The organism is Streptomyces sp. KL116D (assembly GCF_030766975.1).
Classification (GTDB): Bacteria; Actinomycetota; Actinomycetes; order Streptomycetales; family Streptomycetaceae; genus Streptomyces; species Streptomyces longispororuber_A.
On the sequence record NZ_JASERH010000035.1, the window covers coordinates 272926 to 286192 of the forward strand.

Annotated in this window: 7 protein-coding genes; 6 read left to right on the forward strand and 1 reads right to left on the reverse strand. The window is 69.6% G+C overall.

Annotated elements, in window-relative coordinates:
• Positions 1-29: 29 nt before the first annotated feature.
• Complete coding sequence (locus RBJ77_RS14395) at positions 30-1556, forward strand: ArnT family glycosyltransferase (protein WP_372345372.1); 1527 nt, start codon at positions 30-32, stop codon at positions 1554-1556.
• Here the strand turns inward: RBJ77_RS14395 and RBJ77_RS14400 are convergent.
• Positions 1536-2630: an LCP family protein gene (locus RBJ77_RS14400; protein WP_372345373.1), complete on the reverse strand. Its 1095-nt coding sequence runs from the start codon at positions 2628-2630 to the stop codon at positions 1536-1538. The two genes, RBJ77_RS14395 and RBJ77_RS14400, sit on opposite strands and share 21 nt — an antisense overlap.
• A gap of 327 nt (positions 2631-2957) precedes the next feature.
• Between RBJ77_RS14400 and RBJ77_RS14405 the strand changes: the two genes are divergently transcribed.
• The 5 genes from RBJ77_RS14405 (at position 2958) to RBJ77_RS14425 (ending at position 13262) form a co-directional block, all read left to right on the forward strand.
• On the forward strand, positions 2958-4088 hold the full coding sequence (locus tag RBJ77_RS14405; RefSeq protein WP_372345374.1) for a hypothetical protein: 1131 nt from the start codon (positions 2958-2960) through the stop codon (positions 4086-4088).
• Positions 4089-4465: 377 nt separating this feature from the next.
• Positions 4466-6223, forward strand: coding sequence for a stealth family protein (locus RBJ77_RS14410; protein ID WP_372345375.1), 1758 nt, complete (start codon positions 4466-4468; stop codon positions 6221-6223).
• On the forward strand, positions 6220-8973 hold the full coding sequence (locus RBJ77_RS14415; protein WP_372345376.1) for a glycosyltransferase: 2754 nt from the start codon (positions 6220-6222) through the stop codon (positions 8971-8973). The genes RBJ77_RS14410 and RBJ77_RS14415 overlap by 4 nt, the downstream gene beginning before the upstream one ends.
• Positions 8974-8994: 21 nt before the next feature.
• The gene (locus RBJ77_RS14420; protein ID WP_372345377.1) at positions 8995-10470 is read left to right on the forward strand and encodes a glycosyltransferase family 2 protein; all 1476 of its coding nucleotides are present in this window, start codon (positions 8995-8997) and stop codon (positions 10468-10470) included.
• A 50-nt stretch (positions 10471-10520) separates the two neighbouring features.
• A complete protein-coding gene (locus tag RBJ77_RS14425; protein WP_372345378.1) occupies positions 10521-13262 on the forward strand; it encodes a CDP-glycerol glycerophosphotransferase family protein in 2742 nt (913 codons plus the stop codon).
• The last annotated feature ends 5 nt before the right edge of the window (positions 13263-13267 follow it).

Below are 13267 nucleotides of genomic sequence, written 5' to 3' on the forward strand. Positions count from 1 at the left end.
GAACTGCGGGGCCGGATAGTTTGACGCCCATGCTCACCGAGGCACCGCCGTCACTACCGTACGTATCCGGGAACCGCCGCAGCACCTCGGCCCGCAGACCGTCCGCCCCGCACTACTGGCGCCGCCTCGTCCCGCTCCTCGCCGTCCTCGCCTGCGTGACGCGCGTCCCGTCCTTCGCCCACCCGCTGTGGAACCCCGACGAGGGCTATCTCGCGGTCCAGGCAAGGATGTTGGCGCACGGCGGCACGCTCTACGAGACCGTCGTCGACCGCAAACCGCCGCTCGTGCCCTGGCTGTACGAGGCCGCGTTCGCGGTCTTCGGCTCCGGCTCGCTCACCCCGCTGCGGCTCGCCGCGATCGCCGCCCAGCTCGGTACCGCCGTCCTGCTCGCCTCGATCGCCCGCCGCCGCTGGACCGACGCGGCCGGCCGCACCGCCGGGGTCCTGTACCTCCTCGCCTCCGTCGGGCTCAACCCGGAGGACGCGCAGGCCGCCACGTTCGAGGTGTTCATGCTGCCGTGGACCGCGGCGGCGCTGTGGTGCGCGGACCGCCGCCGCTGGGGGTGGTGCGGGATCGCGGTCGCCGGGGCGTTCCTCGCCAAGCAGACCGGGGCAGCGGTGCTGCTCCCCGTCGTCTGGCTGCTGTGGCGCGGCGGAGCACCGCGAACGGACGTGCTGCGGTGCGCGGTGGGGGTGACGCTGCCGGTCCTCGCGGCGGCGCTCGCCACGGACCCGGCGGGCTTCCTGTTCTGGACGGTGACGGGCTCCGGCGCCTACGCCTCCTTCACCGGCTCCGAACTCCACGTCCTGGTGCGGGGGTTGACGAACGCGGCGATCCTCGCGGTGGCCTGTGCGGGCATCCTGCCGCCGATCGTCCGGGTGCTGCGGCTGGCCCGCACCGGATCGGCCGAACTGTGGCTGTGGCTGGGCGCGTCAGCGGTCGCGGTCCTGGCCGGCTTCCACTTCTTCGGCCACTACTACCTCCAACTCGTCCCGCCCCTGGCCCTGTTGGCCACGGCGTCGCTGCAGATCCTGCCGCGCGAACGCCTGGTGGACGCCCTCCTCGCCTCGGCCTGCGCCTGCGCCCTCTTCCTGGCCTGGGGCCTGCTCGCCCCCCGCCCCGAGCTCACCCACGCCCAGCGCGTCGCGACGGCGGTCCGCGACCACTCGGCCCCGTCCGACCGCGTCCTGATCTGGGGCATGCACCCGGAGACGTACTGGCTGGCGGACCGCGCACCGGCGAGCCGGTTCCTCACGGCGGGGCTGTTGACGAACTACAGCGGGGGGCGGGAGGGGCCGCAGGTGGGGGAGCGGTACGCGGTGGCGGGCACGTGGCCCGTGTTCCGCGCCGAGCTGGCGGCCGGTCCGCCCGCGCTCGTCGTCGACGACTCCCGGGGCGCCGCGTACGGGCCCGGCCGGGTGGCCTCGCTGCGCCGGCTGCTCGGCGGCTACCGGGAAGTGGCGCGCGTCGACGGCGCCGTGGTGTACGCGCCCGAGGGGCCGGCAGAGCGGGCCCGGCCCCTCGGCGGCGGAGGGTCAGCCGCCGGTCGCGGGTGACTTCTTCGCGGACTCGGGGATCGTGGAGTCGGAGCGGATCGCCTTCCACAGGGTGCTCGCCTGGGGTTCTGCCGCCACGACCCGGTTCGGGTCGATCTTGTCGTAGGCCACCGGGAGCATGATCGTCTCCATGGTCGCCGGGTCCACGCCGTTCATGCTGCGCGCGAACTTGCCGAGCGAGGTCAGCGAGGCGAGCCCGGAGTCCGTGGTGAGCGACGTGGTGAGGCTGTCCGCGATCTTGTAGGTCTTGGTGGGGCTGCCCAGCAGGTCCTGCTTCTTGATCTCGCCGAGCAGAGCGATCATGAACTGCTGCTGCAGGCCGATCCGGCCGAGGTCGCTGCCGTCACCGATGCCGTGCCGGGTGCGGACGAAGGCGAGGGACTGGGTGCCGTCGAGCTTGTGGGTGCCGGCGGTCAGATCGAGGCCGCTGGACTTGTCGTGGATCGGCTTGTCGACGGTCACGTCCACGCCGCCGATCGCGTCCACCAAGTCCTTGAACCCGGAGAAGTCGATCTCCATGAAGTGGTCCATGCGCACACCCGACATGGCCTCGACGGTCTTGACCACACAGGCCGGACCGGCGACGGAGTAGACGGAGTTGAACATGACGCGCTTGGCCGACGGCAGCGTGCCACCGTCCTTCTTGGTGCACTCGGGCCGGGTGACCAGGGTGTCGCGCGGGATGCTGATCGCCGTGGCCCGCGTGCGTCCCTCGGGTATGTGCATCACGAGGGCCGTGTCGGAGCGGGCGCCCGCCACCTTGCCCGTGCCCAGGCCGGCGTTGGCGCCGGACCGCGAGTCGGAGCCGAGCACCAGGACGTTCTGACCGGAGGTCGGCAGCTTCTCGGGGCGGTCGGTGCCGATCGCCTTGTCGAGGTCGACGCCCTTGATGTTGCCGTTGAGGTTGCTGTAGAGCCAGTAGCCGGTGCCGCCGAGCGCCAGCACCAGAACGAGCAGGGACAGGAGCACGATCCGTCCGGTGCGGCGCTTCTTCTTCGTCGCCCTGCGGCTGCGCGGCTTCCCCGGATCAGCTCTGCGGGAAGGCGGCACAGGGGTGCTCAGGTCGTGGCTCACGGCGGGTCCTCGCAACTCGTGCCCAGAGAGGGCAAGGGCAGCAGGCCGCTCCCGTGAGGGGCCGGGTCGGTGCTGCTCGGCTGACGCTTGAATGGCAGAACTATAGACATGTACTCGAAAGCTCATTTGAGCGATGTGCCCGGTTGGTCACGGACCGGAGGCCCCGTGCGGCCCCTGGGCGAGGGGCTCCTGAACCGGTTCTGGCGGCGTTGACCTGTGGTTGGTGCGGCACCCTCGCCGCGACGGGACACGTGTTCGTACAGGCTTATGATGTGCCGGATTCTGGAGTCTTCCGTGAAAACGGGCCCGGTGGGAGGGACGGTACACATGCGCGGCAGAGGTGCGCAGGCGGTGGACCGGCGGTCCCGGCCCGAGGCCGACGCGGCAGTTCGGCCCCATAGGGCGCTCGCGGCGACGGCGGCCTCCGGCTCCTGGCTGCTGCGCGGGAACGACGACCGTCTCGCGGTGTACGCGCTGGTCGAGGGCGGTGTGCAGCGCTGGACGGAGACCGCGGTCGGCAGTGGGCGCTGGACCCGGCCGGACTTCTTCCCCCTCGACGGGCTGACCGATCTCGCGGTCGTCCAGGGCACCAATCGCTATGCGCACTTCATCGGTCGAAGGGAGAAGCGGCAGGGCGCGGGGGCGCCGAAGGCCGACGTGGTCTACGCGGTCCAGTACCAGTCGGGCCGGACGCTGGGGGAGTGGCGTTCGCTGGGCAACCCTTACCGGGATGCGCGAGGTGCCGAGACGCTCGGTGCGCCGACCGGCGCGGTCGACGGGCAGGGAACCGTGCACGTCTTCGTCTCCGGTGGACCCGGTGGGATCCTGCTGCGCCGCGAGTCAAAGAGCGGGGCGTGGGAGGCCTGGAAGGACCTGCGGGGCGGCGAGGTGGCGGGCGGTCTCGCGGCCTCGGCCACCTCGACCGGATGCGTGGAGCTCCTGGCGCCGGGGCACCGGTCGGTGATGCGCTGGGTGCAGACGGAGCAGGGGGCGGACCTGCGCAGGGCGCAGGACCTCGGGCCCGCTCCGGCCCCCGGATCGGCGGCGCTCCTGGAGGCCGCCCCCGGGGTCTTCACCGCCTACTGGACCGAGCAGACCGGGACGGGCGTCTACGCGCAGCGGCCCGGCGAATGGGCGTTTCCCGTGGGCGGAGCCCCGGGAGCGGGCCCGCACTGCGCGCTTCGCGCGGTCGTCGACGGTTATGACTGCACGGTCCTGGCCCACCAGGGGCGGACCGGGACGGCCGTCTTCGGGCTCTGCGGCACCGGCGGGGAGGCCGCCGGGCTGTGGTGGACCGACACCGGGGTGGCGTGCACGGGCACTCCCGCACTGGCGCTGGACGGGCGGGGGTGTGTCGTCATGGCGACGGTCACCGCGGACCGGACCGTGCTGGTGAGCCGCCAGCGGCCGGAGGCCGGGCTCGTGCTGTCCGACTGGGACCGTCTCCCGGCCAACTGAGTCGGCTCCTGCGTCTGATCCGTTTGGCGAGGCGCCAGTACACCCATTTCTGCCGGGAATCAAGAGGTGGAAAAGGTTGTACTGGCGATTGGTGATGCTTCTCACGCATCCGAAGGTGATCAGAGTCTGTCGCCAGCTGTACTTTTAAGAAACCTTCATGTGAAGGTTTAACGGATTCCCGGCGTGCCGGGTTTCTCAGTGAAATATGGGCGATAGCCACATATTTGTGGTAAGCGAGCTTCTCTGGCCACGGGCGCACATCGCGAGATCTGCGACTCCCCTGGTAGGCAGGGCTGCTAGGTGTGGATGGTGGATGCCTCGTGGGTGGCTCGGACAACCCGGAAGCCGGTGCGCTGGTCTCCGCGTACCGTTCTGCTGTGCCGGCCGGCGCGAGGCGACGGATCGTCAGCGGGGTGCCCACCCCGGTCCGCAAGGTTGTGAAGTCCTCGCTCACCGCCGCCGACTCCGTGCGTTCCGCGGCGGTCGTCTGGGCGATGGGCGGCAAGCGCAACGCCCCCCGGCACAGTGCCGCCTACAGCCAGCGCGTCGTGCGCGTGGGGCGCCGCCACATGCGCGCCCTCCTGGTCGAGGGCGCGACGGACTGGGCGGCCCGCGCCCGCAACCTGAACATCGTGGTCTCCGTTCTGGAGACCGCGGGCATCGACTACTTCTGCGTGCGGGGCACCAACAGCGGACTGCCCGCCGTGGCCGTCCCCGCCGAGTCCCGTCCGAAGGTCGAGGAGCTGCTGCAGCTGGCCTTCTCTCAGGCGCCCGGCTACGTGGGCCCGGCCGGCGGCAACGAGGCGCGGATGGAACCCGGCGACGACGAACGGTCGTGGCGGCAGCTGCGCAAGCACAAGGTGCTGCGGGTCGCCTGGTACGTGTGCGACCCGACCCAGCAGCTCGTCTTCGGAGCGTCCACCGGATGCGACATCGAGGTGTGGACCGAACGCGACGGGGAGCTGAAGGCCCCCCGTCCCAACCGGGTCATCGACGCCGTTCCGGTGGAGGCTCCGCGCAAGGCGGTGCCGCAGGGCCTGTTCAGCGCGATTCCCCCGGCATACCAGACCGGGGAGACCCGGACCCTCGCCGAGTTCGCCGTGCCGCTGCCCGAGGACCACCAGTTCCCGATCGACGTCGTCTACACGTGGGTCGACGACTCGGACCCGGTGTGGCGGGAGTCCCGCGACCGCGTGCGCAAGTGGTTCCGCCCGGACGAGCTCCACGAGCAGGCGGCGAACGACTCGCGGTTCACCAGCCGTGACGAGCTGCGCTACTCGCTGCGTTCGCTCCACCAGAACGCCCCGTGGGTGCGCAACGTCCACCTCGTGACGGCAGGCCAGGTTCCGTCGTGGCTCAACACGCAGCACCCGAACCTCCGGGTGGTGGACCACCGCGAGATCTTCTCCGACCCTGCCGCGCTGCCCACGTTCAACTCGCACGCCATCGAGAGCCAGCTGCACCACGTGCCGGGCCTCTCGGAGTGCTTCCTCTACCTGAACGACGACGTCTTCTTCGGCCGTCCGGTCACACCGGCGCACTTCTTCCATCCGAACGGCATCACCAAGTTCTTCACGTCGCCCGCGCTCATCCCCGGCGGCGGTGTGTCGTCCGCCGACCTCCCGGTCAACGCGGCCGGGAAGAACAGCCGCTGGCTCATCGCGCAGAAGTTCGGCACTGCCATCTCGCAGAAGATGAAGCACACGCCGCACGCGCTGCGCAGGAGCGTGCTCCAGGAGATCGAGGAGACCTTCCCCGACGAGCACGCGGGCACGCAGAACTCCCGCTTCCGCTCCCCCGAGGACGTCCCGATCGCCTCGTCGCTGCACCACTACTTCGCGTACCACTCAGCGCGCGCGACGGTGGGTGAGATCCAGTACCGGTACATCGACCTCTCGGCCGATCTTGCCGAGCGGCGCCTGAACACGCTCCTCGCCAACCGGAACATGGACACCTTCTGCCTCAACGACACGGTCGAGACGACCGACCCGGAGGCGCAGCGGATCATGCTGGAACGTTTCCTCAATGCGTACTTCCCGGTGCCCAGCCCCTATGAACTCGACGACGAGGCGCATCTCCTCGAGTGGCGTGCGGAGCCGGAGCAGATCCTCGCGAGTGAGTCCCCCCGAGCATGAATCCTTATGACGTCACCCTGGTCGTGCCGGTCTACAACGTGGAGCAGTACCTTCAGGAGTGCCTGGACTCCATCGAGGCGCAGACGGTGTTCGACCGCTGTGAGGTGCTGCTCGTCGACAACGGGAGCACGGACGGCTCGTACCGGCTCTGTGCCGAGTTCGCCCGTCGGCACGCCAACGTGACGGTCCTCGTCCGTCACGGCGGCGGCGCCGGAGCCGCGCGCAACCTCGGGACGGACCGGGCGAGCGGCGCGCGGATCACCTACCTCGACTCCGACGACGTCCTGCCGCCCACCGCGCTCGAACGCATGCTGGACGCCTCGCTGACGACGGGCGCGCAGGTCGTGGTGGGCGCGATGGAGACGTTCCCCAAGCCGACCAACTGGGCCTGGAAGGAACACTTCGGCAAGGGCGACCGGACGTTCACCAGCGTGTCCGAGATGCCCGAGCTGGTGCACAGCGCGAGCGCCTGCAACAAGCTGTTCGACCTTGCCTTCCTGCGGTCCCACGGCATCCGCTTCGCCGAGGGCGTCCACTTCGAGGACGCCTACGTCGGCGTCTCGGCGCTCGTGCTCGCCACCCGGCTCGCCCTGGTGGACGCGTGCGTCTACCGGTACCGCAAGCGCGCCGCGGGCAACTCGACGATGGACGCGATCTGGACGAGACGCCAGAACTACTGGGACCACCTGCGACTGGTGGAGTACCTGCACCAGCTCGGAGCCGGGCTGCCCGCGCCCTCGCGCGCCGTGCTCGACCTCTTCCTGGTGCGGAGCTACCAGGGGTTCGCCCTGCGGGCACCCGAACTCTTCCAGGGCGCGGAGCTGGCGGACATCTTCACGCGGTGCCGCGCGGTCTACTGGAACGTCTCGCCCGACGTGGTCCTCGAAGCCACCGCCGACGCCCGTCACCGGGTGGCTTATCTCGCCTTCCTCACGGGAGACTTCGAACTCTTCGCGGACCGGGCCGCCCGGCTGGACACGGTGGTGGTGCGAGAAGGGCGCCCGTACCTCACCGACGGGCTGCCGCAGCCGCTGGAACCGCTGGCCGGGGCGACCCCCTTCACCGCACACCTGGAGCACGTCCGCAGGGTGCCGGGGACCGCGACGCTGCGGCTCTCGGGACGGTTCGAGATCGGCGGCATGCCGCTGGTCCGGCCGCTGCCCGCCCGTCTCGGTCTGCGCGTGCGGGGGAGCCGGCTCAGCGTCTCCGCCACCCAGGTGCGCCGACGGGACCTGCGCAACACCCGGCCCGACACCGAGTGGGGCGGCTTCGACGTCGACCTGCCCCTCGACTCCCTGCGCCCGGGCGTCCACGCCCTCGAGTTCGTCCTGGACACCGAGACCGGCCAGGCGGCCACCCCGTGCCTGGTAGCCGCGGGCTACCTGCGCGGGGCACGCGTCGTCCGGCACGGCGGCATCCGGGTCGTGCCCCACTGGAAGGGGAAGAACCGGGCGATCCTGATGGTCCTCGGGACCCCTCGGCGGCCCGGCCGGCGGGCGGTCCTCGGCGGGCTGCTCGCCAAGGACGCCAAGCACGTCCTGCGCCGTCGGCCGTTCTGGAAGCAGCGCCTGCTGCGGCTGCTCACCAAGCCGCTGAAGCGGCTGTTCCTCGGCCGGGACGTCTGGCTGTTCGGGGAGCGGGGGGACACCGCCCAGGACAACGGCTGGCACCTGTTCCGGCACGTCCGCACCGTGGACAAGCGGCGCGGGGCCTACTACGTCATCCGGGCGGACAGCCCCGACCGCGACCGTCTGGCGGGCCTCGGACACGTCATCGCGCACAGCTCGTGGAAGCACAAGCTGCTGATGCTGCACGCGTCCGCGCTGATCAACGCGTACGACATCGACACCTACATGCTGCCCGACGGCTGGGACCGGACCCGCTACCTCAAGCACCTCAACTGGCGGGTGGGCGCCCGCCGGGTCTTCCTCCAGCACGGTGTGACGGACAAGGACGTCAGCAAGGGGTTGCACCGCAACCGCACCGGCGTCGACCTGATCCTCGCGGTGAGCCGGCACGAGGGCTGGTTCCTCTCGGAGGAGCTCGGCTACCAGGGGCAGGTGGAGGTCATCGGCTTCCCCCGCTTCGACGCGCTGGTCCCCGCCCGCGGTGGTCGCCGGATCCTCTTCATGCCGACGTGGCGCGCCTACCTGACCGTGGCCTCGTACAGCCGTGACGGGGGCGGGAGCGAAGCACGGCAGGCCATGCGCGACCGCTTCGCCGCGTCCGGCTATCGGGACTTCATGACGCGGTTCCTGAACGACCCGGATCTCCTGGCGGCCCTGGACAGATACGACTACACGCTCGACTTCCTGCCGCACTACGAGATGCGCGCGATGGTCGGGGAGATGGTGCCGGGCCACGACCGGGTCCGGATCATCGACCAGAACGAGATCAGCGTGCAGGAGGCCATGCGGCGCTGCGATCTCTTCGTCACGGACTGGTCGTCCACCGCGTTCGACGTCGCGTACCTCGGAACTCCCCTGGTCTACGCGCAGTTCGACGCCGAGGAGTACTGGGACGGCCACTACCAGAAGGGCTACTTCGACGCCCGCCGGGACGGCTTCGGTCCCGTCGGCGAAACGGTCGGAGAAGTGGTGGGCGAAGTGGTCCGCTACCTACGGGGAGGGTGTGAACGGGAGTCCGAGTACCTGCGGCGCGTGGAGAAGTTCTTCGAGCACCGGGACCGGCAGAACAACGCGAGGGCTTCGGAGGCGATCGACCGTCTCGTCCGGGGGTTGAATCAGTGATGTGGTGTGCCAGGAGGAAGTATGTCCCAAGCCAGTCGTGACGTGACCGTCGTCGTACCGTTCCGCGACGTCCAGAACTTCTTCGTCGAGTTCCTGGACTCGGTGGCCGCTCAGACGGCCTTCGCGCGTGCCCAGGTGATCCTCGTCGACAACGGCAGCAGCGACGGGTCGGTGGCCATCGCGAGCGATTTCGCCTCCCGCCACGCCAACGTCGACCTGATCCAGCAGCCGCAGGGCAGGGCAGGTGATGCGCGCAACGCGGGCATGGACATGGCCTCGACGCCGTACATCGTCTTCTGGGACGCCGACGACATCGTTCCCGAGCGGTCCCTCGAAGTGCTCCGCAACACCATCGTGAAGACCAGGGCCACGATCGTCGTGGGCCGCGAGAAGCACGTCCCGAAGCCGGTCAAGGCGCCGTGGCACAAGTACTTCGGCAAGAACGTCAAGACGGTCGGCAGCGTCGTCGACGTCCCCGACCTGATCCACTCGGCGTCCTGCTGGAACAAGATCTTCGATCTCGACCTGCTGCGCTCCCAGGGGATCCGGTTCGGGACCGGCACCGCCTTCGAGGACGCCTACGTCTCCCTGCCCGCGCTGCTGCTGTCCGAGCGCATCGCGATGGTCGACGCTCCCGTCTACGAGTACCGCAGGCGCGGCGACGGCACCTCCGTCATGGACACCATCTGGGACCTCCCGCGGAACTACGTCGACCAGCTCGTGATGCTGGAGTACCTCGCGGGGATGCGCCAGACCCTCTCCCCGTACCAGCAGGAGACCCTGGAGCGGTTCCTCGTCCGCAGCATGCAGGGGTTCCTGCTCAGGGCCCCCCGGGTGCTGTCGGAGGGCGACTGCCGGCAGCTGTTCGAGCGGTGCAGGCAGTTGTACTGGGGCATCACCGCGGAGCAGTTCGCCCGCAGCACGAACGACACCCGGCACCGGCTCGCCTACCTGGCGCTGCACTTCGGGGACTTCGACCTCTTCTACCGCCCGGCCGCCGTCCTCGGCTCGGTCTTCGGCCGCGAAGGGGATCTCTACGTCGACTACCCGGGGACGTCCTGGGGGCTGCCGCTCACCAAGGTCACCTCCGTACCGGCCCGCATCGAGGGCGTTACGGCGGGCGAGGCAGGCACGGCCGTCGTGCACGGCCGGTTCTCGGTCAACGGCGTCCCCGACGAACTGCTGGCCAAGCTCGAACTGCAGGTCTGGTTCGAACGCAGCGGCAAGACGCTCCCGGCGGTCAACCATGGGCAGACGCACGACAGGCCGGGTGAGACGGGCGCCGTCTTCAGCGTCACCGTCGACCCCCAGGAGTTCCCCTCGGGCTCCTTCCCCGTGCGGCTGGTGCTGTGCACCCGGGGCAGGGACGTCTCGCGCCCCTGCACCGTCTCCCCGGGGCTGGTGCAGCAGCCTCCGGTCAGCGGGTTCCAGGGGGTCACCCGCATCACGGCCGACGGCGGGAACGCCCAGCTCGTCATCGAGTCCACCCAGCACTGATCGAGATCCGCTCCAGAAATGGGGTATTCGGCAGAAATCAGGAGTCACACGTGTACGACCCCATCTACGACGTCGCCGTCGTCGTGCCCATCTTCAACGTGGAGAGATACCTCCAGGAGTGCCTGGACTCGCTGGCCCGCCAGACGATCTTCGACCGCTGCCAGGTGATCCTGGTCGACAACGGCAGCAGCGACGGCTCGCCGGCCGTCGCCGCGGCCTTCGCCGCGCTGCACCAGAACGTCTGGGCGTTCGTGCACCCCGAGGGGAAGGCCGGAGGCGCCAGGAACGCGGGGATGGACCTGGTCAGCGCCCGCTACATCACGTTCTGCGACTCCGACGACGTCCTGCCCGACGACGCCCTGGAGAACATGTGGCGGACCGCGGTCAAGGAACGCGTCCCGCTCACCATCGGACGGATGGAGACGTTCCCGGAGGAGACCAGCTGGCCCTGGCTCCGTTACTTCGGCACGCAGGTCCAGGTGCACCCGGGCATCGAGAACATCCCGGAGATGATCCACGGCGGAAGTGCCTGTCACAAGCTCTTCGACGTCGAGTTCATCCGCGCGAACAACATCCGGTTCCGTGAGGGCGTGCACTTCGAGGACGCGTTCTTCTCGGTCCCCGCGATGCTGCTCGCGGACCGCATCGCGATGGTGCCGAACACGGTCTACCGGTACCGCAAGCGCGCGGCCGAGGACTCCACCATGGACAAGCTGTGGGAGCGCACGGCGAACTATTGGGACCACCTCCTCCTGGAGGAGTACCTGATGACGCTCCGCCCCCGGCTCTCCGGTCACCGGGTGGAGGTCCTCAACCGCTTCCTGGTGCGCAGCTACCAGGGCTTCGCTCTGCGCGCACCGCAGGCCCTGCCCGAGGCGGAGCTCTTCCAGCTCTTCCAGCGGGCCCGCGCCGTCTACACGCAGGTGACACCCGACGCGATCGTGGCGTCCACCCACGACACCCGCCACCGGGTCCCGTTCCTCGCGATGTACATGAACTGGTACGAGCTGTTCGCGCGCCCGGACCAGGTGCTCACCGGAGTGTACGGACGCGGTGGCGACCTCTACCTCGACCTCAACGTGCCGAGCGCGCTGCTCCCGCTCACGAAGGTCTCCTCCACCAGCGTGCACGTGGAGCGCATCCAGGCCGACCCGGCCTCCGACGGAATCGTGGTCGCCGGCCGGTTCGTCCTCAACGGCCTGCCGATGACACGGCCCATGCGCAACGCCATGCAGCTGTGGGTGGAGAAGAGCGGTCAGATGGTGTCGGCGCGTCAGGTGTGGCGCAGTGACCTGAGCGCGACGCGCGACGATCTCGCCTGGGGCGGCTTCGAGGCGGTCGTCCCCGTGCGCACCGTCAAGGACGGCGAGTTCCCGCTGAAGCTGGTGTTCTGCACGTCGGGCCGGGACGTCTCCCGGCCGTGCATGACCACCACGGCGATGCTGCGCGGCGCCCGGCCCTTGAAGGTCGCGGACCACTGGGTCCTGCCACTGTCGAAGGGCAAGGACAACGCCGTTCTGACCGTCCGGCAGGCCGACGGCCGGGGCGGCGACAAGGACTGGGAGGACTTCCTCGAGGGGCTGGACCGGGAGCAGAAGAAGCGGAAGGCCCCCTTCTGGCGCGCCCGGGCCATCCGGCGGGCCACGCTCCGGTTCTTCCGCCGCAAGGAGATCTGGCTGATAGGCGAGCGCAAGGACACCGCGCAGGACAACAGCCTGCACCTGTTCACGTACCTGCGGAAGCACGATCGTCGACGCAAGGCCTACTACGTCATCGAGAAGGGCAGCGCGGACCGGGCCAAACTGAAGGGCCTGGGGAACGTGGTGGCGCACAGCTCGTGGAAGCACAAGCTGCTCATGCTGCACGCCTCGCTGCTCATCAACGCGTACGACATCGACTCGTACATGCTCCCCGACGGCTGGGACCGCACCAAGTACCTCAAGCACCTCAACTGGCGCGTGGGTGCCCGGCGGGTCTTCCTCCAGCACGGGGTCACCGACGAGGACGGCAGCAAGGCCCTGCACCGCAACCGGACCGGTGTGGACCTCGTGTTCGCGACCAGCGACCGGGAGGCCCAGTACTTCGCCGACCACATGCACTACGGGGACCGGGCCAGGGCGCTGGGCTTCCCGCGCTTCGACGCGCTGCAGCCGGACCGCGGCCGACGCCGGGTCCTGCTGATGCCGACCTGGCGCAAGTACCTCACGATCCCCTCCTACCTCCAGCAGGAGGGCGCGGATCAGGACGCCGTCGAGGAGATCTTCCGGGAGTCGACCTACCGGGCGTTCATGGTGCAGCTGCTGCGGCACCCCAAGCTCATGGAGGCACTGGAGTACTACGACTACGTACTCGACTTCCTGCCGCACTACGAGATGCGGAACATGGTCGACGGAGTCGTCCCCGACCACCCGCGGGTGCAGCGCCTGGACCAGACGAAGGTCAGCGTCCAGACGGCCTTGCGCCAGTGCGATCTGTTCATCACGGACTGGTCCTCGGTCCACTTCGACATGGCCTATCTCGGCACGCCGCTCGTCTACGCCCGGTTCGACCCGGACGAGTACTGGGCCAAGCACGCCAGGAAGGGCTACTTCGAGGCGTCGCAGGACGGCTTCGGGCCGGTGTGCGGAAACGTCGAGGACGTGGTGACCGAAGTGATCCGCTACCTCGGCAACGGATGCGTCCGCGAGCCGGAGTACGACCGCCGGGCGCGTTCCTTCTTCGCCTTCGAGGACCGCGAGAACTGCGCCCGTGCGACGGCGGCCATCGCGGAGCTCGCGGCGTCGGACGGCTGAGCGGC